Raw genomic sequence first — 21,117 nt, 5'->3', positions numbered from 1 at the left:
GTGGGGTCCCAAAAGGGTCGCAACCTTGCCGTGCGGCCGGCAAATAGGCGTGGCAAACACGCAACGCTCCGCTGATTTCGCGTGCTCTTACCGTGTCAAGCCCCAAAATCACGGTAATGTCACGGTCTAGGGTCTGTGCTCCGATTAGCGAATTCTTGATAGTCGGATGACAGCATGATTGGCTAGAGTGTCCAGTTATGGATCGTGGGGGATTCGCGTAGGTCGTGGGCGCACGACAGGTGAAGAACAAGGTGTTAATTTTGGTACGAAATTTGCTCTTTCACCAGTCTGGTCCGGCCCGTGCCGGATCGGAACGAACGAGCGGACAAGAGCGAACCGCGGACGGAGACAGGAATGAGTAAGGTCGGCACGAGCGACTCGAAGAACACGCTATATTGCTCGTTCTGCGGCAAGAGCCAGCACGAAGTCCGCAAACTGATCGCAGGTCCAACCGTCTTCATCTGCGACGAGTGCGTCGAACTCTGCATGGACATCATCCGCGAGGAGAACAAGTCCTCGCTGGTCAAGTCGCGCGACGGGATTCCGACCCCGAAGGAGATCTGCAAGGTCCTGGACGATTACGTCATCGGCCAGAACCACGCGAAGAAGGTGCTCTCGGTCGCCGTCCACAACCACTACAAGCGGCTGAATCACCAGACCAAGCACTCCGACGTCGAGCTCGCGAAGTCGAACATCCTGCTGATCGGTCCGACCGGATCGGGCAAGACGCTGCTCGCGCAGACGCTCGCCCGCATCCTGGACGTGCCGTTCACGATGGCGGATGCGACGACCCTGACCGAGGCCGGCTATGTCGGTGAGGACGTCGAGAACATCATCCTGAAGCTCTTGCAGGCGGCCGACTACAATGTCGAGCGCGCGCAGCGTGGCATTGTCTACATCGACGAGATCGACAAGATCAGTCGCAAGTCGGACAATCCCTCGATCACCCGCGACGTGTCGGGCGAGGGAGTCCAGCAGGCGCTGCTGAAGATCATGGAGGGCACGGTTGCGTCGGTTCCGCCGCAGGGCGGCCGCAAGCATCCGCAGCAGGAGTTCCTGCAGGTCGACACCACCAACATCCTGTTCATCTGCGGTGGTGCGTTTTCCGGTCTCGAGAAGATCATCTCGGCGCGCGGCCGGTCGACCTCGATCGGCTTCGCCGCCCAGGTTCTGGCGCCGGAAGACCGCCGCACCGGCGAGATCTTCCGTCACGTCGAGCCTGAGGATCTCCTGAAGTACGGCCTGATCCCCGAGTTCGTCGGCCGTCTGCCGGTCGTTGCGACGCTCGAGGACCTCGACGAGAACTCGCTCAAGAAGATCCTGACCGAGCCCAAGAACGCGCTGGTGAAGCAGTATCAGCGGCTGTTCGAGATGGAGAACATCGAGCTCACCTTCGCCGACGAGGCGCTGGGCGCGGTGGCGCGCAAGGCCATCGAGCGCAAGACCGGCGCGCGTGGTCTGCGGTCGATCCTCGAGAGCATCCTGCTCGAGACGATGTTCGACCTGCCGGGTCTCGAGGGCGTCGAGGAAGTGGTCATCTCGCGCGAAGTGGTCGAGGGCACCGCCCGTCCGCTCTACATCTACGCCGATCGGTCCGATCGCGCGGTGGAAAGCAGCGCCAGCGCGTGAGGCGCGCTGGTACGAGAGACAGAAGACCTCGATTTATTAGATCGGCGATCGCCGCGGACATCATGTCCGCGGCATCGCAGCGTTTCAGAGTCCCGCCGCGTAAAGCCATTTTTGGCGGGTGTTTACCGATACTTGACACCCCCCGGGTCGATAGCCACCTAATGTCGCGTGGCGATACAAATCTCAATCCCGGGATTCGCCTCAACAACGATCCGAAACAAGCGGGCGATATCGACGCGTCAGTGAAGTCCGGATCAGATCGCACCTTGTGGCGGTTGCGCACGATGGCGGACTGCGTGCAAGGGGGCTAAACAAAAGGAACAGGCCATGACGACCCCCAAACCCCGGCCGACCATCGTTTACGGCGAGAGCCACGCCTATCCGGTTCTGCCGCTCCGCGACATCGTCGTCTTCCCGCACAACATCGTTCCGCTGTTCGTCGGCCGCGAGAAATCCATCCGCGCCCTCGAAGAGGTGATGAAGAACGACGCGCTGGTGATGCTGGCGACGCAGAAGAACGCGTCCGACGACGATCCAGCTCCGGATGCGATCTACGAGACCGGGACGCTCGCCAGCGTGCTGCAACTCCTGAAGCTGCCCGACGGCACCGTGAAGGTGCTGGTCGAAGGACTGGAGCGCGCGCGCGTCGAGAAGTACACCGATCGCGCCGACTACTACGAAGCCACTGCCGTTGCGCTCGAGGACACCGACGCCAAGTCGGTCGAGGCCGAAGCGCTGGGCCGCTCCGTCGTGTCGGACTTCGAGAGCTATGTGAAGCTGAACAAGAAGATCTCGGCCGAGGTCGTCGGCGTCGTTCAGTCGATCACCGATTTCGGCAAGCTGGCCGACACCGTCGCCTCGCATCTCGCCGTCAAGATCGCGGATCGCCAGGGCATCCTGGAGACGCTGTCCGTCACCACGCGCCTGGAGAAGGTGCTGGGCCTGATGGAGAGCGAGATCTCGGTGCTGCAGGTCGAGAAGCGCATCCGCTCGCGTGTGAAGCGCCAGATGGAGAAGACCCAGCGCGAGTACTACCTGAATGAGCAGATGAAGGCCATTCAGAAGGAGCTGGGCGACGAGGACGGCCGTGACGAGCTCGCCGATCTGGAAGAGCGCATCAACAAGACCAAGCTCTCCAAGGAAGCGCGCGAGAAGGCCCAGCACGAGCTGAAGAAGCTGCGCCAGATGTCGCCGATGTCCGCGGAAGCGACCGTCGTGCGCAACTACCTGGATTGGCTGCTGTCGATCCCGTGGAACAAGAAGTCCAAGGTGAAGAAGGATCTGGAGGCCGCTCAGGCGGTTCTGGATGCGGATCACTATGGGCTGGAGAAGGTCAAGGACCGCATCGTCGAGTACCTGGCGGTGCAGTCGCGCGCCAACAAGCTGACCGGCCCGATCCTGTGCCTGGTCGGACCTCCCGGCGTCGGCAAGACCTCGCTCGGCAAGTCGATCGCGAAGGCCACGGGGCGCGAGTTCGTTCGCGTGTCGCTGGGCGGCGTGCGCGACGAGGCGGAGATCCGCGGTCATCGCCGGACCTATATCGGCTCGATGCCCGGCAAGATCATCCAGTCGATGCGCAAGGCCAAGACCTCGAATCCGCTCTTCCTGCTGGACGAGATCGACAAGATGGGCTCGGACTTCCGGGGTGATCCCTCGTCGGCGCTGCTGGAGGTCCTGGACCCCGAGCAGAACACGACGTTCAACGATCACTATCTGGAGGTCGACTACGACCTGTCGAACGTGATGTTCATCACGACCGCGAATACGCTGAATATTCCCGGACCGCTGATGGACCGCATGGAGATCATCCGCATCGCGGGCTACACCGAGACCGAAAAGCTCGAGATCGCCCGCAAGCACCTGATCCCCAGCGCGATCTCGAAGCACGGCCTGGACTCGAAGGAGTGGTCGATCGACGATGACGCGTTGCTGCTCGTGATCCGGCGCTACACCCGCGAAGCGGGCGTGCGTAATCTGGAGCGTGAGATTTCCACACTGGCCCGCAAGGCCGTGAAGGAGCTCATGATGTCCAAGAAGAAGTCGGTGAAGATCACCGAGAAGACCGTCGAGGAATTCTTGGGTGTTCCGAAGTACCGCTTCGGCGAGATCGAGAGCGACGATCAGGTCGGCATCGTGACGGGCTTGGCCTGGACCGATGTCGGTGGCGAGCTGCTGACGATCGAAGGCGTCATGATGCCCGGCAAGGGCAAGATGACGGTGACGGGCAATTTGCGCGACGTCATGAAGGAGTCGATCTCGGCGGCGGCCTCGTTCGTCCGCTCGAGGGCGATCAACTACGGCATCGAGCCGCCGCTGTTCGACCGGCGTGACATCCACGTCCACGTGCCGGAGGGAGCAACCCCGAAGGACGGACCGTCGGCGGGCGTCGCGATGGCGACGACCATCATCTCGGTGATGACCGGCATCCCGGTCCGTCACGACGTCGCGATGACCGGCGAGATCACCCTGCGTGGTCGTGTGCTGCCGATCGGCGGTCTGAAGGAGAAGCTGTTGGCTGCGGCCCGCGGCGGCATCAAGACGGTGCTGATCCCCGAGGACAACGCCAAGGATCTCACGGAGATTTCCGATGCGATCAAGGGCGGCATGGAGATCATCCCGGTCGCCCGTCTGGACGACGTCGTCGCCCGGGCCCTGGTCCGCAAGCCGGTGCCGATCGTCTGGGAAGAGGACACCAAGGTGCCCGTGAAGGCCGATGGCGACGAAGCCGCCGGCGGCCTGACCGCCCACTGACGACCGAACAGAACAAGGAAACGGCGCCCGAAGGGGCGCCGTTTTCGTTTGCGGGATCGAGCCACTGACTTCGAGCGTGCGGAGTCTGCCCCACCGTTCCCGCTGCGGCGGTTTCTCGCTGCCGCTGCGTGGTTCCGGCGTTGATTGCGGATCGGGCAGGGGGTAAAGAAGCGCGACGTGAGGGCGGCTAGCTCAGCTGGTTAGAGCATCTCGTTTACACCGAGAGGGTCGGGAGTTCGAATCTCTCGCCGCCTACCACTCGGATCTGCCGGCAGGCACGCTCGAATTGCGGTGGCTATTGCGGCAGGCGCTGTTTTTCCAGGCTGACCGCGATCCTTTCCAGAAGCGTGTTCGTACGTCTGGTTTCATCGATCTGCTGCTCGTAGAGCTGAACCACCTTCGCGCTGGGACCCAATCCGCCGCGACGGCTGAGCAAGAACCAAACCCCGATCAGGAAGATGAAGGGAAGCCAGGAGACGATCAGCTCCACGACCCATTGTTGCATGACGACCCATTCCCCCATTTGAACCTCTGTCAGAGGTAGCAGGATGGCTATACCGCAGCCTCGTGGTGAAGCGTAGGTGCTGCGGGACGTCGCCGTGGGACAGGGTTTAGAATCCTTTTCGGCGGCCACTACGAAGTGTCAGAACGATTTCGCGTGGTGACCAGCTCTTCTTCGGCTAGCTTCGCGCGGGGTGAAACATCGCGGACGAAACGATGACCGACTTCCTGCGTCACTGCACAGGCGGACACGAACGCATCATCGCGGCTGGCTCCGACCTGCTGGAGGAGGGCCACAGCACCGGGCATCTCTACATCCTGCTGGACGGGCGGCTGGAGGTCGTCAAGGCCGGGGCCACGGTGGCCGTCGTCTCCGAGCCGGGTGCGCTGTTCGGCGAGATGTCGCTGCTGCTGGAGCAGCCGCACACGGCGACCGTGCGGGCGCTTGCCGAGTGCCGGATCTATGAGATCCCCAATGCGCCGCGCTTCCTGACCGAGAATCCCGAGGCGACGCTGGCGATCGCGCGCATGCTGGCGCAGCGGCTCAATGTCGCCAATACCTATCTGGCCGACCTCAAGCGGCAATATGCCGGCCATGGCACGCACCTCGCGATGGTCGGCGACGTCCTGCAGAGCATGGTCAACCTGCCGCCGCAGCAGGTCTCGCCAGGAACGGATCTGGAATCCGATCCACGGCTCTGAGCCAGTCGGGCGCCGCTGTCACCGGCTGGGCCGGGCGCTCCAGCCGTCCGGCGAGGTCGATCCATTCGGCCTGCCCCGCCGACAGCCAGAACGCGCGCTGGGCATCGGTGTCGAGCACCATGTAGGTCGGCGGGCGCCCGGGCTGCCGTCCGGTGTTGAAGACCCAGGTCTCACCGACGCGATCGAACCAGGATCCGTTCGTGATGAAGGGCGACTGGTGGACGTGGCCGGAGATCACCATCGTTGGCCGATGGCGCGCGATGAAGCCTTCGAGCTCGGTATCGCCGAAGAAGCGCTTGCCGCCCCAGCTCACCGGCGAGTTGGCCGGCGGCGCATGATGCACCCAGATCCAGCGGGCCGCGTTGCGCGTCGCGGCGGCACCGAGCTGGCGCGCGATGGCGGCCTTGACGAGGGGACCGTCCCACCACGGGCAGATCGAGAACATGATGTCGCCGATCAGGAGGTTATCGCCGTCGGCCGCGATGCCGAGCTCCCGGACCGTTCCGATCCAGGCCGCGATCTTCTCGCCCTCGGGGCTGCGCTCCTCCAGGTCATGATTGCCGGAGCAGATCATGACCCGTGTCTTGGCCGCCAGGAGCGCGAGATAGGTCTTCACGACCACGATCTGGGCGCGGATGTCGACGATCGAGGCGAGATCGAGCGCATCGCCGGCGAAAACCACTGCGTCGAAATGATCGGCAGCCGCCACCAGCCAGTCGAACTGCGGCAGCGTGTAGTGAAGATCGGCAACGATGAGACAGCGCATGGGACTCCTGACGCGCAGGATCGAAGCAAGAGCGAGACCAGAGACAGCGAGACCAGATACAGTCCCGCCATCATATTTCGAGGAACCGGCCGACGTTCTTCGTCGGGCGCATCGCGGCCTCGTGCCTTGACAGGACGGGCGGCTGCATGCGGCGATGCCGGCTCTCGCAATGACCTCGATCAGACAGGGCACATCATGCAATTGCCGGCAGGGGACGACCGCAACGCCGACCAGATCGCCTATTGGAACGGCCCGGGCGGCCAGCGCTGGTCCGATCGCCAGGAGGCGCAGGACGTCCTGCTCGCGCCGGTGTCGCAGATCCTGATCGACCGCATCGCGGCCAAGCCGGGAGATCGTGTGCTCGACATCGGCTGTGGCTGCGGCGGCCTGTCGATCGCGCTGGCCCGACAGGTCGCGCCGGGCGGGCATGTGCTCGGCGTCGACATTTCCGCCCCGATGCTGGCGCGGGCGCGCGCCGTGGCGCCGGCAGGACCTGCTACCGAGTTCGTGCTGGCCGACGCCACCGTGCATCCGTTCGCGCCGGCGAGCTTTGATCTGCTGGTGTCGCGGTTCGGGGTGATGTTCTTTGCCGATCCGGTGGCGTCGTTCGCCAACATCCGCCGCGCGCTGAAGCCGGGCGGCCGGGTCGTGTTCGCCTGCTGGCGCGAGCCGAAGGCCAATCCGTGGATGATCGCGCCGCTGCAGGCGGTCTATCGTCACGTCCCGAAGCTGCCGGAGATGGCGCCGGAGGATCCGGGCCCGTTCGCGTTCGCATCCGAGGCGCGGGTGACGCGGATCCTCGGCGAAGCTGGCTTCACCGACGTCGCGCTGCAGGCGCACGCGCTGTCGTTCGACATCGCGCGCGGGCAGGGGCTGGACGCTGCGGTGCAATCGGCCTTCGAGATCGGTCCCGCCAGCCGCGCGCTGGAGGGGCACCCGGCGGAGACGCGCGATGCGGCGCGGCTCTCGGTGCGCGAGCTGCTCGCTCAGCATCAGGACGGCGGCAGCGTCACGCTGTCGGGCTCGATCTGGCTGGTGACGGCCCGCGCCTGACGCGGCACCGGACGGCACTCAGGATCGCTCTTCCCAGATCATCGCCAGATGGACGATGGTCTGCGCCGCCTTCTCCATGTCCTTGACGCTGACCCATTCGAGACGCGAGTGGAAGGCATGCTCGCCGGCGAAGATGTTGGGGCAGGGCAGGCCCATGAACGACAGCCGCGAACCGTCGGTGCCGCCGCGGATCGATGTCCGGACAGGCGTCAGTCCGGCGCGGCGGATCGCCTCCTCGGCATAGGTCACGATCTCCGGATGCCGGTCGATGACCTCCTTCATGTTGCGGTATTGCTGCCGGACCTCCATCCGATAGGTCGAGCGCGGATAGTCCTTCAGGACATCCCTGACGATGTCCTCGAGCAGCGCTTCCTTCTGCCGCAGGCCCTGCTCGCTGAAATCGCGCACGATGAAGTCGAGCCGCGCCTGTTCGAGCGCGCCGGAGATCCCGACCGGATGCAGGAAGCCTTCCTTGCCCTCCGTCGTCTCCGGCGAGCAGCCATCCTTCGGGAGCCGATCGACGATTGCGGACGCGATCTTGATCGCATGCTCCATCTTGCCCTTGGCAAAGCCGGGATGGGCGCTGACGCCGTTGATGAGGATGGTGGCGCCGTCGGCGGAGAAGGTCTCGTCCTCGATGTTGCCGGCGGTCTCGCCATCCATCGTATAGCCGAAATCGGCGCCCAGCTTCTTCAGGTCGACCCTGTCGACGCCGCGGCCGATCTCCTCGTCCGGCGTGAACAGGATCTTGATGGTGCCGTGCTTGATCTGTGGATTGCTGATCAGGAATTGCGCCGCGTCCATGATCTCGGCGATGCCGGCCTTGTTGTCGGCGCCCAGCAGGGTCGTGCCGTCGGTGGTGACGATGTCGCTGCCGATCTGGTCCTTCAATGCAGGATGCTCTGCCGCGCGGATGATCTGGCTCGGGTCCGCCGGCAGCACGATGTCGCCGCCCTGGTAGTTGCGCACGATCTGCGGCTTCACGTTGGCCCCGGAGCAGTCGGGCGACGTGTCCATATGCGAGCAGAAGCAGATCACCGGCACGGCCTTGTCGGTGGTGGCGGGGATGGTCGCGTAGACGTAGCCGTTGTCGTCCAGATGGGCGTCCGAAAGCCCCATCGCCTGCAGCTCGGCTGCGAGCATCCGGCCAAGATTTTTCTGCTTGAGCGTCGAAGGACAGGTCGGCGACGTCGGGTCCGACTGGGTGTCGATCACGGCGTAGCGGAGCAGGCGCTCGGTGACGGAGTGGGTATAGCTGCGAAGCGGGTCGGACATGGGCACCACGAGAGAGAGAGAGAGAGAGAGAGGTTGCCGGAGGTATCAGTATACTAATATATCAGTTATTGCATGCCAGATACCAGGAGCGGCAGGTTATCAATGGTTTCAGCTCTGATCAAAGAACGTCCGCCAGCTCCCGTGCTGCGGAATACGACGTTTCGCGGCCGGCGTTGATCAGCACCGCTTCGCCGACGGCAGGATTGAGCTCCATCTGCAGGATACCGCCTCCGGCGATTCGAAGCTCAGCTTGCTCGCACAGGTGCCGGGCGATTCGTGGGCGGCGTCCGCGAGGAATCTCCTCTCACTCGCTTCCTGGTCAGCCCGTGCGCCTCGACCGGGACGGCGGCCGGAAATTTCAATATGCCCGGTCGAAAGTATGCCTGGTCGGACTTGGCGCCCATTTTGCCATATCCGGCCTGCGACGTCTTCGCGAAGCGACCGCCACGGCCGCGGGGCAGGGGTGCCGAGGTCCGGAGGGAGAGACGTGGGATGGCCCATCATCGTGCAGCGATTGACGTCGGCTGCTCGGCCCAGACAAGGAGACCGGGCGTGCTGCATGGACCCCTCATCAATGACTTCGCACAGCTCTCGGTTCATTGTCCTTGACTTCGAAACATCGCCCCTTTAAGTCGCACTCCTCCGCGGATTTCGCGATCACGCGGGAGTAGCTCAGTTGGTTAGAGCGCCGGCCTGTCACGCCGGAGGTCGCGGGTTCGAGCCCCGTCTCTCGCGCCATTGTTTCAATGGCTTACCCCACAGCGAATTCAGTCAAAGTGTCACAAGGGCCATGGCTGTGACACTTCTGGGCTGCTTGCGTTCTGTTCACTTTCGTGAGCTTCAGCAACGACGCTTGTGTGACTTGAAAGCTTCGCCAACCAGGCGGATTCTCATATCTTCGTAGCATTGCGGCAATGCATTTTGTTAATGTATTGAAAAATAACATGAAATTTCGTTCATCATTTGTTGGGGGGCTTGGGATCATATTGACCGCTCCCATGTTGGTAGCTACGGTCAGCCGCAACGGAGATCGAGGGTTCCGATGTCATCATCAAAATTCAGCGTCGAATCCATGAAAGCTCTTGATCGTCGGATCGAGAAGCATCTCTCGCGTGAATTCGACCAGTTTTACATCGAACAAGGTTACGCTACTGAGCAGGCGATCGCGATAAAGAATGATTTCTTTCACGCGCTAAATCTTCGTAAGTTCACCATCAGCTCTATCGGTCGCCGACCTGCTCATGCGCGTTGAGTGAACGAGAATCCCGACCATTTATCCGAAGAAGAGGTTGCTCAGGTACTGGAGCTCGTGAAGGAGTCGAATGCCGTTGTTGTCGGGGGCCAATCAATGGCTCTTTGGGCGCGGCATTACTCCGAATACAATCCAGAAATTGCGAAAATATATACGATGTCCAGTGAGGACGTCGACTTTTATGGGACCCGCAGGACAGCGGAAGACTTCGCCGCAAAGCTTGGAAGCGCGAAGATTTATTTCCCCGATGCAGATGATCATGGGCCCAACTCGGCACAAGTTATCGGGTTTGTCGGTGAGCGAAAAATTCGCGTGGACTTTCTCCATTCAATAATGGGCGTCGATCACGCGCGGTTGGAGAACAATGTCATTACGCTTACCGGTCCTCGTACCGACAACGGTGCCTCTCTGACAATCGCGTTGCTTCATCCCCTCGACTGCTTTCGAAGTCGACTTTCGAACATCAACGATCTCAAAAGAAGTGACGTTCATTCCATCAGTACCGCCAAAGCATCGATTCTGGTCCTTGATGCTCTAATCGACGATTTTCTCTCGATGGGGTGGTTGAAAGAAGCGCAGGACACTCTTCATACGCTAGGATACGTGACGCTGAAGAGGTGCTACGGAACGACGGCCCATTTGAAATATGGAATTGACCCACTTTGGATATTCGAAAAGTATCTTACCGACACGCGTCTCGATGAGCGCTGGAGGAAGCATCAATTGGCTGGCTCGCTGAGCCGATTGAAGAGAAAGTTGACTCAAATCGAAGCCGCAGAGCCCCAGAAGAGCGCGGGGGCGTCATCGCCCTGATTCGTTGAATCATTTTTCGCGCTGGCGTCGAAGAAGATCAGGTAGAGAAAGCCTCTTGCTAGGTCGGCCGCTCTTTTCCTGGAGTAACTTCGCCCCGATCGCCCGCGCTTCATCGAAGCGGCGCACGCTGGCGATGTTGGTGGGGTTGTAGGTCTTCCGCAGCCGGTTGTTGGCTCCGACCGTATTCGCCATCTTGTTCGACTGGTCGGCGATCGAGCCGCCTCCGGCGTCGCCCTCGACGGCGCCTGATCGGCGCATGTCGGCTAGCTGGCGCATGTCGGCCGGATCGAGGGCCGCTCGTACGCTACGGAAGTCGTCGCCGAGCGTGTCCTTGGAGTAGGGCGCGCCGGACCTGTTCCTGAAGATCGGGGAGTTGGGAGCGAGTTCGACGCCTTCGCCGAGCTTGGCGAGGTAGGCGCGCAGAACGGCCTCCGACCAGGGCGAAAGCGTTGCGGCGGCGGCCTTGCCGGTCTTGGCGCGCGGCAGGGCAAACCAGACGCCTCCGACGTCACTGCGCACCTGGGCCGGCGTGATTCGGCGCACGTCGACGGGGGACAACATGGAATCCCAGGCGGTCGCCATGCAGGCGGCTAGGCCGAAATAGCCCATGCGCCAGGCTCGCTGGACGCCGATCAACACCTCGCGCCGATGCCAGATTGCATCACGCGGATTCGGTGCCGTGTTGGAAAAGGATAGCGACGGATCGGCACCCGGATCGCAATAGCGCATCGCGGCCATCCGCTTCCACAGCGCGCGCCAGACTTTGACTGCACGATGTCGCTCGGTTGTAGACACGGCGCGCTCGATGTCCGGGACCAGCCCCGCTGCCTTGGCGGTCCTGGGATCGATCCTCAGGAAGTGCTCGGGAATGATGGTCCTGGGGTCGCAGTCCCCGAAGGCCGGTCCCAGCCATTTCCAAGCCCGTGGCCAGTCGTCGCGGCTCTCCTGCTCGCTGGTCCAGATGATGCCCTTTTTCAGCCGCTCGGCCTTCCGCAGCGCCATGGCGCGCTGGTAGCCGTCGCCTACGCTGCCTTCGGGATAGGTCGTGAGCGTGGCTCTGACGGGCGCCGGCGCCTCTCCGCGTCGCGTGCGGTCCCAGGCGGCATTGAGCTCGATCGCGCGCTGGCGGTCCTCCAGGCTGGCCTCGGGGTTGCCCTCAGCGTCTCGACCTGGGCCGCCGCGGCTCATGGTCACAAGGCCAAACCCCAGCCTGCGCATGGCTGCGGTCGGCCGCCAGCGCCAGCGGCCGTTGAGGTAAAGGAAATACCGAATCCTATCCCTGCCCACCGGCACACCCTCAATCAAGCATCCGGCCTAGGCGCTTACCCGACGCCCAACTTCACCCGAGCATCACGGGGCTTGGCCACTACCGTCAAGTGTGGCGGTGTAGCCGTGAACGCCTCCGGCCCTTCCGTCAGGATCGTTCCATCCGTCCGAACTCCCACTACGCGTAAGCCACAGGCCTGAGCAGCCCGGATGGCCCGCTCGATGGCACGCTGAGTGTAGGGGGTGGATGACATCGACCTCAGCCTTGGGCTGCGACGAAAGAGCGTCGCCTCATCGAACGAGTTCCTGCGCCAGCGACTCCGCGAGCTTGACGATCGTCAAACAGATGCTCTCGGGGATCTGAGCAAACGCCTTGGCGACGCGCACGCCTTCCGGCGAGGTGATGAACTTGTCGACGACGGTATCGTCCGGCGCGGCGTCCTTGGCCGCGAACAGGAAGGGAAGATCGACCTGCAGCGCGGCGGCGATGGCGGCGAGCCGCGATCCGCGGATGCCGTTGGTGCCCTTCTCGTACTTCTGGATCTGCTGAAACGTGACGCCGACGGCGTTCGCCAGATCGGTCTGGCTCATGCCGAGTTCGAGGCGGCGCATGCGAATGCGCCTGCCGATCTTCGCATCAGTCTCGGTTGTTGAGCGTGGCTTCTTGATGGAGGCGCTTTTCGGCATCGCTGTCTCTCGATGTGGTGGGTGGGATTGACTTATCGTCCGCGCGTGCTGGCTTGCTCCACGTCGGTCGCCGTGACCTCGGCGTGCGGGTTGGCAAGACATGTGCTCGCGAGAGCGATCGCCTCTGCGTGCAGCACAAGGACGTCGATGAGGTTGTGCCCTTTCGCCAGCAACAGCCGCCGTGAATCTCCTGCGTCGCGACATTCGCGCGCCGAGTAGAGGTCACGGGCCATGTTCTCGAGTACGGCGCGGCGCCGCGCCTCGGTGCCCATCAATGGGCCGTTGATCAGGAAGGTAACTTTGCCGCGGACGGCCGTACTCGCGCGGTCGTCGGCAGGAAAAAATTCCGCCGAGCGCAAATTGATTAATCCAGTCCTAGATTGTTGCGAACTATCCCCGCAATCCCCGTGTGATCGATGTTGTTCGAGGTCGACACGATCAAAAATGAAATTAGGCCCCGACGTAGTCAAAATTTTCATCTCAAGCCGCTTGCTTGTGGATTACACGGTGTGTGTAACAAGGTTAGATAATTACACGCAAGGTGTATTTGTGCTTGAGGATATGGAAATGCTGAAAAAGTTGGTTGCTACAACTGACAATGTGCGCCGATCTGCGATGCAGATTGCGGTACAACTGCCTGAAAACGTTGATGAAGCGCGCGCAACCCTTGCGCAGGCGCAAGACCTTCTGGAGAACTTCCTGGTGCGTGACCGGATGGAGGCCGTGCAGTTTGGGGAGGGCGATCAGGACGCGCCGCTTACCGCGACAGGAGCCTTTGCCTCTGGCGCAAGCCGTCGCGGGGGGCCGCCTCCCTTAGCAGCAGGAAGGGCCGCATTGGCGACGGTCGCGCTGATATTTGTCTTTGTGCCGGCGGCCATTGGTCTCGGCCGGCTCACGGGGCTGGAATCCGTTTCTGGATGGATTCTTTCGGCGGGCATCATTTTGACGGCGCTGGTATTTGGGTCCGGTTGCGGCGCCTTCTTCGCGGTATGCGCTGCTATCGCGCACAGCTACATCCTTGCGGTCTTATCCGTTGGATTCAGCTTTCCAAGCGCGAAAGAAATTATTGCAACGGCGGGCTTTTTTGGCCTCGCTCTGGCCCTCCCGCCACTCGTGCGCAGTGTGGAGGCCCTCCGGCGTTGGATTAGTTCTTTTCGTCTAGCTGTTCCTGCAGGCCGTTGATGATGTTGACCGGAAGGCCTGCGGCGAGACCGCGATAGATCCAATCGAGCGAGACGCCAGTAACCTTGCAGACACGAAGGGCTTGGTCGAGGGAGATCCGTCGCGTGCCCCGTTCATAATTGTTCCAGGCCTGCTGCTGAATGCCAACCAAGCGACAGAACATCGCTTGGTTGAGCTTCATGGCCTCGCGTGTGCGGCGTAGCCGCCTGCCGATTTCAACGATTTCGTCTGCCATCTTGCTGGGGAAGATGCTCAAAATGCCCGACATTGCATAACAACCGTTCGTACGATTTGAAATTTACACGTGGTGTGTATTATTTTGAGGGCATGCTTGATTCGCCCCCCAAACAGCTCCAGACGGCGACCGAAGTTATCGATGCCCTGGGAGGTACCCGCAAAGCGGCGCTCCTTGCGGGCTATCGCCGCCAAAATCCGATTACGAACGCCCGCGCTCGAGGAAACCTTCCCCATTCGACGTTCCTGATTTTCTCCCGTGCGCTAGCAGAACGTGGCCTCGCGGCATCCCCGGCTCTCTGGGGCATCAAGCCCGCTCCCTCCGAGCAGGAGAAGCGCGATGGCCAATAGCCTAGCATTGGAGCCGGCCTCAAAAAGGCGAAACCGCGCCGATGCGGGTCGAATCCCGCAGGAATGCGGGTGGTTCTTGCCGGTCGCGCTGGAGCTGAAGCGGATTTTCGGCCGCAAGTGTCCACGCGAAATCGTAGCGCGGACCGGATGCGACATCTCAACGGCCGAGCGTTGGCTCGGCGGCCACACCTCGCCGAGCGGCGAGGCTTTGGCGCGGCTGCTGCGCTCCGACATCGGCGACCGCGTGCATGACGCCTTGATCGAGGGCGTGCAGGCGCCCTGGGCCAGGAGCGTCCGCAGCGTGCGCGAGATCGCGCGGCTCCGTCAGCAGCAGAACGACACGGCGCGGCGGCTGGCCGCGCTCGAAAGCAATCTCAGGGAAGGGTGAGGCATGCGGGCCGCAGAAGCCGAAATCGACCGCGAGCAGATCTGTTCGTTGCAACATGTGTTGGAGCTGTCGGTCTGCGACGACCTTTCGGTGCGGGTCCGCATTCGCGGCGCCGACGGCCGGACGTTGGCGGACATCGCCACGACGCCGAAGCGCGCGCTGAGGATTGCCGGCTTGTTCAAACTGGCGGCCGAACGCGCCGACCCATTGCTGGTGAAGGCGCCGGCATGAGCAACCTCGCCACCACCGAAACCCGAGAAGAGCTCAAATCCTACATCGAGCGCATCGAGCGCCTGGTGCAGGAAATCGTCGATCTCAGGGACGAGCAGAAGGTGCTGTTCGCCGAAGCAAAGGCCAAGGGCTACGATACCAAGTCGATGCGCCGCATTATCAAGCGGCGGCAGAAGGATCCAAGCGAGCTGGCCGAGGCCGAGTCGGTCGACGACATCTACATGCATGCGCTCGGCATGACGGCCGAGCATCCGCTGCACGTGCAGGTGCGGCGGCTGACGCAGGATGGTGTCGGCCGCGAGCAGGTGATCGAAGCGCTGCAACTCCTGATCCCGGTCAATGGCGAGATCATCGCCAGCGTCGGCGGGCAATCGATGCGGCTGTGGCGCACGGCCGACGGCCAATCCTTCGCTGAGGACTATGTGCCACCGCTGTTCCAGGACTTCATGAACAAGCGGAAAGCCTCATGATCCGCGCTGATATCGCCGAGGCGCGCCAGCGGATCGAGATCGAGACGACGGATCGGATCGACCTGAGCTGGACGCCGTGGCGGCGGATCATGCTGTCGGCGCGCGACAACATCTGGTGCCTGGTCGATGCCGAAGATCATCGCTGGCTTTCGGAAACGATTTGGAACGTGTCCTGGGGCTCGCGCACGCCCTGGCAGAAATATGCCAAGCGCAACGTCGGGCCATCGCGCGCAACGTTGAGGATGCATCGCGAGATCATGATCGAGTCCGAGCCGCGCTCAGACCGCTTCATGGCGACGCACTACGTCGACCACATCAACGGCCAGACACTCGACAATCGCCGCGCCAATCTGCGCTGGGCCACCCACAAGCAGAATTGCAGCAATCGTTTCCGGCGCGATGAGATCCCGCCGCTCGACGGCATCGTTCGCGATCTGGTCGCGGCGCTCGGCCCGGTGCGGCAATTGGAGGAGGTGCCGTTTTGACCGACATCGTCATTCCCTCAGGCATCGACTTGACATCGCGGATGGCCGAAGCGTTGCGAGCGATCACCGAGCACGTGGCCTTGCATGGCGTGATGCCGTCCCGGCGCTTGCTTGCGGCCAAGCTCGGCTGCAATCCGAACAATGCCAACCGCCTGATCCATGCGTTGATTGAGCGTGGCGAGTTGAGCGCGATGACGCCGGGCGGCCCGCTCTCCGGCTTCGGTCATCAGGGTGTCGCGGTGTTCGTGCCGGCGCATGTCGCCGCGACGCTTGCCGCCTTTTGCCTGGCGCATGGCGAGAAGCTCACGGCCGTCACGGCGGACGCGATCACGCTGCATATCGATCAGGTGGAGGCGCAGCCGTGACGTTGTCCGTTCACCCCTATGCCGACCTGTTCCCGCTGATCGAGGGGCAGGAATTCTATGACTTCGCGGAGGACATCCGCAGCGCGGGGCTGGCCGATCGGATCGATATTCTCGACGGCGCGATCCTCGACGGCCGCAACCGCTATCGCGCGCTGGTCTGGATCATGTCCACCGGCGAGCCGCTCGGCGACGGCTGGGGGGCGATCGACTTGCACGGCAAGCCGCTGCCGCTGACGCAGCTCGACCCGGAGACCAGCGTCCTTTTCAGGCAGTTTCGTCCCGAGAATGACGGCAATCCGCTCGACTACGTCCTGTCCAAGAATTTTCGGCGCCGACATCTGACCGACGACCAGCGCCGCATGATCGGCGCCCGACTGGTCACGCTGAGGCAGGGGCGGCCTGGGGCGGAAACTTCGCAAATTGCGAACATTAGCCGCGAGCAGGCGGCCAGGATGACGCAATCGGACGTCGCCGGCATCGACCGCGCCCGTGCGGTCATTGCGCATGCGGCGCCGGAGATCTCGCAGGCTGTCGAACAGGGCAGGGTGTCCGTCGCCGCTGCGGCCGAAATTGCAGCGCAGCCGGTCGAGCGTCAAGCCGAGATCATCGCATCACTGCCGCGGGATGCCGAGGGCAGGTTGACGCCGGAGACCAAGAAAGCGCTGGCGCCGGTCATCCGCGAGATCCGCAAGGAAAAGATCGACGCCAAGAAGGAGCGGCGCGCCGAACGCGAGACGAATCTCGGCCGCAAGATCCAGGCGCTGCCGGACAGATACGGCGTCGCGATCGAGGACTTCGAATGGGACCATGAGGCCTGGTCGCGCGAGACCGGGATCGAGCGCCATCCCTCGATGCACTACGAGACCGCCGAGGATGCGCACACGCCGGAGGAGATCGTCGCGCGCTGCGCCGAGCGCTTCGCTTGTTTGGCCGATGACTGCATCCTGTTCAAATGGACCACGGGGCCGCATCTGGCGATCGCGATCAAGGTGATGGAGCTGCAGGGCTTCCGCTACGTCACCAATCTCGCCTGGAACAAGCAACGCGCCGGCAATGCGCGCGGTCCCGGCTACTGGTTCACCGGCGAACATGAGCTCGTCCTGGTCGGCGTGCGCGGCAAGGTGGTGCCGCCCGCTGTGGCGCATTTCCGCAGCACCTTCTCGGCGCCTGTCGGAGCGCACAGCGAGAAGCCCGACAATCTGCACGAGATCATCGAATTCCACTGGCCGAACGTGCCGAAGGTCGAGTTCAACGCCCGTCGCGCGCGGCCGGGCTGGGCACTTTGGGGCAACCAGGCGCCGGCAATGACGGTGCAGCCGATGCCGTCGGGAGACGTGCCGGTGCACGTGTCAGCAGAAGTCCCGGCGCGGTCCGAAGCCTCGTCGCGAGCGCGCGATGAGGACCGGATGCCTCCGGCGCCGCACCCGCTGGACATTCCGCCGTTCCTGCGGCGCACCGCGCAACGTGCCGGGCTTTGAGACATGACCGAAATTCCACGCCATCAAACGCTCACGCCGCGCCAGATGCGCCGCGTCATTCTCGAGTCGCCCTATGCCGGCGACGTCGCGGACAATGTCGCCTATGCGCGGACCTGTGTGCGGGATGCGCTGCTGCGCGGAGAGGCGCCGCTCGCCTCGCATCTGCTCTACACGCAACCTGCCGTACTCGACGACAACGACGCTCGCGAACGCGCGCACGGCATCAACGCCGGGCATGCCTGGCTGCATCTCGCCGACGCCGTGGTCGTCTATGTCGATCGCGGCATCTCGGAAGGGATGGCCGCCGGCATTCGCATGGCTGAGTTCATCGGCCTGCCCATCGAATATCGCCGCGGGATCGCCTCATGAATTCGCCGCGCCATCGCTGGGGCGACAAGGTCCGCTTCATCCACAAGACCGAGCAGCAATGTGCCCGCTGCGACATCGTGAAGGTCGCGCGGCAGGAATGGGAAGCCGGCCGCTCGGTCTACTGGACGGAATACTGGCGCGACGAGGAGCGCATCGATCAGGACGGCAGAACGCCGTCCTGCGATGCACGGAATGATCAGGTGGGAGCAGGGGGTGATGCGTCTCGCCAACCGCCCTGCAAGGGCGATGATGATGACCAAACGCAAGCCGAACGCTACTCACACATCGCGGCCCTGGACGGAAGTCGAGGCCGCGCGAGCCGCGAGCATCTGGAATGCTGAGATCCGCCCGGGCAGCAATGGCGCCGTGTGCAGCAGCGCGCGAGCGCAAGTCTTTCGCATGATCGCTGCTGCGATCGGCCGGACTGAAACAGCGGTCAAGATGCGCTGGCGTGATTACGGCGCCGGCTTCTCGGCGAACACTCGTCCTGCTGATCGGATGAAGCCTTTCGTGCCGTCGGCGGAGTCCGTCCAGCTCGCGGCCGCGCGCGCCAGGCAAGACGCGGTCTCCGCGCTGCTCGGCGATCCGCCGCCGGGGTTTTCGGCACTCGAACAGATGAGTGGCCGGCACTCATGAGTTTTCTTCTCTCCAGGACGCAGGACAAGCTGCAGTGAGCCATCCTCGCCTTTCCATCATGCCGGCCGGCGCGATCTTCGATCGATCGCTGGAGCCGCGCGACCTGCAGGTGCTTGCTCTGCTCGGTTGCCACATCGACAAAGCCGGATGGTGCCGGCGCAGCCAGGTCAAGATGGCGGCGCAGCTCGGCTGCGGGCGCGCCTCGGTGCAGCGTTCGCTCGAACGGCTCGTCGACGCGGGCTGGGTCGAGAAGAAGCGGCCTCCGTGGAGCAACGAAGCGGGCCAGCCGTCGAACAGCTACATGTATCGCGTGGTGCTCGATCGCGACGATCACCAATCCCAACCGAACGATGAACCCGATGTCGACGATGACGACAGCGAGGCCGACAGCGCATCCGACGCGGCAGGGGTGCCCACGGGTGGGCAGGGGGGTGCCCAGCCAGGCGGGCACCCGGGTGCCCAGCCATGCGTGGGCACGGGTGCCCACACATACGTGGGCACCAAGAACGACCCCTTAGAACGTCCCCTTATTGAACGGGAGAGAGACGCGCGCGCACGCGACCGGAACGCGAAGTTCATCGCCGCATTCGAGCAGCGCTGGCCGTCCGCGTTCGCTGACGATCGCCATCGCATCGCCTATGCCGCGGCTGCGCTGAGCGAGCCGCACCAGAAAGCCGCGCTGGATGGCGTCGGGCCGTTCCTCGACCATCTGCAGCGGCTCGGGCGCAAGACGATTCCGGCGGGATGGCGCTACCTCGAAGAGCGCCGATGGGAGCTGCTGACGCAGGCTGAGGCCACCCCGATTGCGAAGGTTCACCCCGGTGACAGCGCCGAGGCCAAGGCGATCCAGGCGCTGCACGACCTGGTCGGACGCAGCGAGGCGTTTCGCAAGATCTACCGCAGGGCCGGCGATGGGTCGGTCAGCTTTCCACACGGCGTGACGGCGCAGTTGCTGGCGCTCGCCAGCGCGCCGAAGCCGGCGGAATGGATTGATCTGAACCACCAGCAGGCTGGCGCCTGGGAGGGCTTCGTCAAGGCGTTCTTCGCCGAGCGCGTCGTGCGCCGGCATTTCCGGGCGGGCTCTCGCGCGCCATGGCCGTGGCCGCCGAAGGTCAATGGCGAGCTTTGCCGCATCGCGACCGGGCCTCCTGCGTCGCCTGATGTCGACGATCAGGGCTTGGCGGATTTCAGATAGGGGATGGCGATGCGCGCGCAATCGGACAGTGTCGAACCGAGACCAGACCAGTGCTATTTCGTGTTGCTCGCGGAGCCGAAGCGCGAGTTGACGGCGCAGGCCAATCTCCGCATCCGCCGTGTGCCGTTCTATCTGCCGACGATCTTTCGTGCGGCGCGCGTCTCGGCAAAAGCCTATGGGCAACGGCTCGATCGGCCGGATGTTGCGCTCCCGCTGTTTCCGCGCATGCTGTTCGTCGCCGAGGATGTCGTCGGGCGCATGCTGCCGCTGATCCGAACTGCGCCGGGCATGCAGTCGAGCCCGTTCTTGATCTTCGGAGAGCGTGCTGCCGTCGTTCGGCCGCTCGGCATGCAGGTGATCCAGGCGATCGAGACGCGGGAGCGTGAGAAGTTTTTCGCGCGGAGGCGCAAGAGCGAGGCCCCGTCGTGGTTGCCCACGATTGGGCAGGATGTGAAATTCCTGCTCGATGACGTGCTCGGCGGCTTCGGGGGCAGGGTGGCGGATGTTGACGACAAAGGTCGACTCACCATACTGACTGAAATCATGCAGCGCACGGTTCGCGTCCACGTGACGGCGAACCAGGTTGAACCGGTATAGCGGACTCTGCCGCGACAACGGGATCAAGTCGGAACATCCGATGCGCAAGGCCGATATCTCGGCCTGAAGCGGAGCTTTGTAAGCCCGGTCTCGCAATGAGATCGGGCTTTTGCTTTGCGCAAGTCTGCCGCCACCAAATTCGAACATCGCCACACCGCGCGCTCTCGCACCGAGCAACAGCGTTTGTGATCACCCGCGAGCTAAGCCGGCGCTGGTGTGGCGATTACTATTCCGGGGATGCCATGGGTTGCCGCTGCAATGAACGCAAGCAAGCGATCGTGCGCGGCGTGTCCGCTGTCGTGCGTGGAGATGCCAAGGGCGCTGCTCAGTCGGCCGCCTTTGTGTCGCGCACGTTGGTCGAGGACGTCCGCTCGGGCGCGCTACGCACGGCGGCGGCCGAGCGGCTGGCAAGCCTGCGGGCAAGCCTCAAGAGGTCATAGC

The 21,117-nt window shown here is 63.3% G+C and carries 26 protein-coding genes and 2 tRNA genes; 21 read left to right on the top strand and 7 right to left on the bottom strand.

The annotated features are described in order from the left end of the window. Positions 1-354: 354 nt before the first annotated feature. From clpX to QX010_RS20220, 3 genes are all read left to right on the top strand, one after another. Entirely contained in the window at positions 355-1,629 is a 1,275-nt protein-coding gene (clpX, locus tag QX010_RS20230) for an ATP-dependent Clp protease ATP-binding subunit ClpX (RefSeq protein WP_012044595.1), read from the top strand. 327 nt (positions 1,630-1,956) lie between these two features. Beyond that, entirely contained in the window at positions 1,957-4,380 is a 2,424-nt protein-coding gene (gene lon / locus QX010_RS20225; RefSeq protein ID WP_006611021.1) for an endopeptidase La, read from the top strand. Positions 4,381-4,561: 181 nt separating this feature from the next. Beyond that, a tRNA-Val gene (locus QX010_RS20220) sits at positions 4,562-4,638 on the top strand. 37 nt (positions 4,639-4,675) lie between these two features. On the opposite strand, the gene QX010_RS20215 is transcribed toward QX010_RS20220, so the two are convergent. Then, entirely contained in the window at positions 4,676-4,903 is a 228-nt protein-coding gene (locus QX010_RS20215) for a hypothetical protein (protein WP_315799689.1), read from the bottom strand. A 194-nt stretch (positions 4,904-5,097) separates the two neighbouring features. On the opposite strand from QX010_RS20215, the gene QX010_RS20210 reads away from it, so the two are divergent. Then, positions 5,098-5,583 carry a cyclic nucleotide-binding domain-containing protein gene (locus QX010_RS20210; RefSeq protein WP_316181443.1) on the top strand — a complete coding sequence of 162 codons (486 nt, stop codon included), beginning with the start codon at positions 5,098-5,100 and terminating at the stop codon, positions 5,581-5,583. Here the strand turns inward: QX010_RS20210 and QX010_RS20205 are convergent. Next, on the bottom strand, positions 5,522-6,349 hold the full coding sequence (locus QX010_RS20205; RefSeq protein WP_316181441.1) for a metallophosphoesterase: 828 nt from the start codon (positions 6,347-6,349) through the stop codon (positions 5,522-5,524). The two genes, QX010_RS20210 and QX010_RS20205, sit on opposite strands and share 62 nt — an antisense overlap. A 195-nt stretch (positions 6,350-6,544) precedes the next feature. Between QX010_RS20205 and QX010_RS20200 the strand changes: the two genes are divergently transcribed. Then, the gene (locus QX010_RS20200; protein WP_316181439.1) at positions 6,545-7,402 is read left to right on the top strand and encodes a class I SAM-dependent methyltransferase; all 858 of its coding nucleotides are present in this window, start codon (positions 6,545-6,547) and stop codon (positions 7,400-7,402) included. An 18-nt stretch (positions 7,403-7,420) separates the two neighbouring features. Here the strand turns inward: QX010_RS20200 and pepT are convergent, their stop codons facing one another. Continuing rightward, the gene (gene pepT, locus QX010_RS20195; protein WP_316181436.1) at positions 7,421-8,677 is read right to left on the bottom strand and encodes a peptidase T; all 1,257 of its coding nucleotides are present in this window, start codon (positions 8,675-8,677) and stop codon (positions 7,421-7,423) included. 661 nt (positions 8,678-9,338) lie between these two features. On the opposite strand from pepT, the gene QX010_RS20190 reads away from it, so the two are divergent. The 3 genes from QX010_RS20190 (at position 9,339) to QX010_RS20180 (ending at position 10,742) form a co-directional block, all read left to right on the top strand. Further along, positions 9,339-9,415: transfer RNA gene (locus QX010_RS20190), tRNA-Asp, on the top strand. Between the two features lie 304 nt (positions 9,416-9,719). Then, the gene (locus QX010_RS20185; protein WP_315759182.1) at positions 9,720-9,929 is read left to right on the top strand and encodes a hypothetical protein; all 210 of its coding nucleotides are present in this window, start codon (positions 9,720-9,722) and stop codon (positions 9,927-9,929) included. Further along, the gene (locus tag QX010_RS20180) at positions 9,930-10,742 is read left to right on the top strand and encodes a hypothetical protein (protein ID WP_316181434.1); all 813 of its coding nucleotides are present in this window, start codon (positions 9,930-9,932) and stop codon (positions 10,740-10,742) included. It begins immediately after the preceding gene. 9 nt (positions 10,743-10,751) lie between these two features. Here the strand turns inward: QX010_RS20180 and QX010_RS20175 are convergent, their stop codons facing one another. The 3 genes from QX010_RS20175 to QX010_RS20165 form a co-directional block, all read right to left on the bottom strand. Further along, positions 10,752-12,047, bottom strand: a complete 1,296-nt coding sequence (locus QX010_RS20175) for a hypothetical protein (protein WP_316181432.1) — start codon at positions 12,045-12,047, stop codon at positions 10,752-10,754. Between the two features lie 252 nt (positions 12,048-12,299). Next, positions 12,300-12,695 (bottom strand): helix-turn-helix transcriptional regulator, encoded by a 396-nt coding sequence (locus QX010_RS20170; protein WP_315759179.1) that lies wholly within the window; start codon positions 12,693-12,695, stop codon positions 12,300-12,302. Positions 12,696-12,727: 32 nt separating this feature from the next. Further along, a complete protein-coding gene (locus QX010_RS20165; RefSeq protein WP_316181430.1) occupies positions 12,728-13,054 on the bottom strand; it encodes a hypothetical protein in 327 nt (108 codons plus the stop codon). Between the two features lie 85 nt (positions 13,055-13,139). On the opposite strand from QX010_RS20165, the gene QX010_RS20160 reads away from it, so the two are divergent. Continuing rightward, positions 13,140-13,877, top strand: a complete 738-nt coding sequence (locus QX010_RS20160) for a hypothetical protein (RefSeq protein ID WP_316181428.1) — start codon at positions 13,140-13,142, stop codon at positions 13,875-13,877. Here QX010_RS20160 and QX010_RS20155 read toward each other — a convergent pair. Next, positions 13,840-14,145: a helix-turn-helix transcriptional regulator gene (locus tag QX010_RS20155; RefSeq protein ID WP_315759176.1), complete on the bottom strand. Its 306-nt coding sequence runs from the start codon at positions 14,143-14,145 to the stop codon at positions 13,840-13,842. The two genes, QX010_RS20160 and QX010_RS20155, sit on opposite strands and share 38 nt — an antisense overlap. Before the next feature lie 393 nt (positions 14,146-14,538). On the opposite strand from QX010_RS20155, the gene QX010_RS20150 reads away from it, so the two are divergent. The 12 genes from QX010_RS20150 (at position 14,539) to QX010_RS20095 (ending at position 21,116) form a co-directional block, all read left to right on the top strand. Next, on the top strand, positions 14,539-14,850 hold the full coding sequence (locus tag QX010_RS20150) for a hypothetical protein (RefSeq protein ID WP_315759174.1): 312 nt from the start codon (positions 14,539-14,541) through the stop codon (positions 14,848-14,850). A gap of 3 nt (positions 14,851-14,853) precedes the next feature. After that, on the top strand, positions 14,854-15,081 hold the full coding sequence (locus QX010_RS20145) for a hypothetical protein (RefSeq protein WP_316181426.1): 228 nt from the start codon (positions 14,854-14,856) through the stop codon (positions 15,079-15,081). Next, positions 15,078-15,551 (top strand): DUF2312 domain-containing protein, encoded by a 474-nt coding sequence (locus tag QX010_RS20140; protein ID WP_316181424.1) that lies wholly within the window; start codon positions 15,078-15,080, stop codon positions 15,549-15,551. The genes QX010_RS20145 and QX010_RS20140 overlap by 4 nt, the downstream gene beginning before the upstream one ends. Next, positions 15,548-16,036 (top strand): HNH endonuclease, encoded by a 489-nt coding sequence (locus QX010_RS20135; RefSeq protein ID WP_316181422.1) that lies wholly within the window; start codon positions 15,548-15,550, stop codon positions 16,034-16,036. Before QX010_RS20140 ends, QX010_RS20135 begins: the two co-directional genes overlap by 4 nt. Next, positions 16,033-16,401, top strand: a complete 369-nt coding sequence (locus QX010_RS20130) for an ABC transporter permease (RefSeq protein ID WP_316181420.1) — start codon at positions 16,033-16,035, stop codon at positions 16,399-16,401. The genes QX010_RS20135 and QX010_RS20130 overlap by 4 nt, the downstream gene beginning before the upstream one ends. Beyond that, complete coding sequence (locus QX010_RS20125) at positions 16,398-17,879, top strand: MT-A70 family methyltransferase (RefSeq protein ID WP_316181418.1); 1,482 nt, start codon at positions 16,398-16,400, stop codon at positions 17,877-17,879. The genes QX010_RS20130 and QX010_RS20125 overlap by 4 nt, the downstream gene beginning before the upstream one ends. Positions 17,880-17,882: 3 nt before the next feature. Then, positions 17,883-18,248, top strand: a complete 366-nt coding sequence (locus QX010_RS20120; protein ID WP_316181416.1) for a hypothetical protein — start codon at positions 17,883-17,885, stop codon at positions 18,246-18,248. Beyond that, on the top strand, positions 18,245-18,589 hold the full coding sequence (locus tag QX010_RS20115) for a hypothetical protein (RefSeq protein ID WP_316181415.1): 345 nt from the start codon (positions 18,245-18,247) through the stop codon (positions 18,587-18,589). The genes QX010_RS20120 and QX010_RS20115 overlap by 4 nt, the downstream gene beginning before the upstream one ends. A gap of 58 nt (positions 18,590-18,647) precedes the next feature. Beyond that, complete coding sequence (locus QX010_RS20110) at positions 18,648-18,884, top strand: hypothetical protein (RefSeq protein ID WP_316181413.1); 237 nt, start codon at positions 18,648-18,650, stop codon at positions 18,882-18,884. A 34-nt stretch (positions 18,885-18,918) separates the two neighbouring features. Continuing rightward, positions 18,919-20,079 carry a helix-turn-helix domain-containing protein gene (locus QX010_RS20105; protein ID WP_316181411.1) on the top strand — a complete coding sequence of 387 codons (1,161 nt, stop codon included), beginning with the start codon at positions 18,919-18,921 and terminating at the stop codon, positions 20,077-20,079. A 3-nt stretch (positions 20,080-20,082) separates the two neighbouring features. Next, entirely contained in the window at positions 20,083-20,676 is a 594-nt protein-coding gene (locus tag QX010_RS20100) for a hypothetical protein (RefSeq protein WP_316181409.1), read from the top strand. A gap of 185 nt (positions 20,677-20,861) precedes the next feature. Further along, entirely contained in the window at positions 20,862-21,116 is a 255-nt protein-coding gene (locus tag QX010_RS20095) for a hypothetical protein (RefSeq protein ID WP_316181407.1), read from the top strand. Position 21,117 lies beyond the last annotated feature (1 nt).

The sequence above is a fragment of the Bradyrhizobium sp. SZCCHNRI1009 genome, assembly GCF_032487575.1.
Taxonomy (GTDB): domain Bacteria; phylum Pseudomonadota; class Alphaproteobacteria; order Rhizobiales; family Xanthobacteraceae; genus Bradyrhizobium.
The sequence above is the reverse complement of the archived record's forward strand: the minus strand, read 5'-3'. Positions and strand labels throughout refer to the sequence as shown.

Bases quoted from the DNA above. Each gene is read 5' to 3' on its own strand.
- QX010_RS20100 (WP_316181409.1), top strand. From the start codon at position 20,083: ATGGCGATGCGCGCGCAATCGGACAGTGTCGAACCGAGACCAGACCAG.
- QX010_RS20160 (WP_316181428.1), top strand. From the start codon at position 13,140: ATGAAATTAGGCCCCGACGTAGTCAAAATTTTCATCTCAAGCCGCTTG.
- QX010_RS20110 (WP_316181413.1), top strand. From the start codon at position 18,648: ATGATCGCTGCTGCGATCGGCCGGACTGAAACAGCGGTCAAGATGCGC.
- QX010_RS20210 (WP_316181443.1), top strand. From the start codon at position 5,098: ATGACCGACTTCCTGCGTCACTGCACAGGCGGACACGAACGCATCATC.
- clpX (WP_012044595.1), top strand. From the start codon at position 355: ATGAGTAAGGTCGGCACGAGCGACTCGAAGAACACGCTATATTGCTCG.
- lon (WP_006611021.1), top strand. From the start codon at position 1,957: ATGACGACCCCCAAACCCCGGCCGACCATCGTTTACGGCGAGAGCCAC.
- QX010_RS20140 (WP_316181424.1), top strand. From the start codon at position 15,078: ATGAGCAACCTCGCCACCACCGAAACCCGAGAAGAGCTCAAATCCTAC.
- QX010_RS20185 (WP_315759182.1), top strand. From the start codon at position 9,720: ATGTCATCATCAAAATTCAGCGTCGAATCCATGAAAGCTCTTGATCGT.
- QX010_RS20205 (WP_316181441.1), bottom strand. From the start codon at position 6,349: ATGCGCTGTCTCATCGTTGCCGATCTTCACTACACGCTGCCGCAGTTC.
- QX010_RS20170 (WP_315759179.1), bottom strand. From the start codon at position 12,695: ATGCCGAAAAGCGCCTCCATCAAGAAGCCACGCTCAACAACCGAGACT.
- QX010_RS20200 (WP_316181439.1), top strand. From the start codon at position 6,545: ATGCAATTGCCGGCAGGGGACGACCGCAACGCCGACCAGATCGCCTAT.
- QX010_RS20120 (WP_316181416.1), top strand. From the start codon at position 17,883: ATGACCGAAATTCCACGCCATCAAACGCTCACGCCGCGCCAGATGCGC.
- QX010_RS20215 (WP_315799689.1), bottom strand. From the start codon at position 4,903: ATGGGGGAATGGGTCGTCATGCAACAATGGGTCGTGGAGCTGATCGTC.
- QX010_RS20135 (WP_316181422.1), top strand. From the start codon at position 15,548: ATGATCCGCGCTGATATCGCCGAGGCGCGCCAGCGGATCGAGATCGAG.
- QX010_RS20115 (WP_316181415.1), top strand. From the start codon at position 18,245: ATGAATTCGCCGCGCCATCGCTGGGGCGACAAGGTCCGCTTCATCCAC.
- QX010_RS20155 (WP_315759176.1), bottom strand. From the start codon at position 14,145: ATGTCGGGCATTTTGAGCATCTTCCCCAGCAAGATGGCAGACGAAATC.
- pepT (WP_316181436.1), bottom strand. From the start codon at position 8,677: ATGTCCGACCCGCTTCGCAGCTATACCCACTCCGTCACCGAGCGCCTG.
- QX010_RS20145 (WP_316181426.1), top strand. From the start codon at position 14,854: ATGCGGGCCGCAGAAGCCGAAATCGACCGCGAGCAGATCTGTTCGTTG.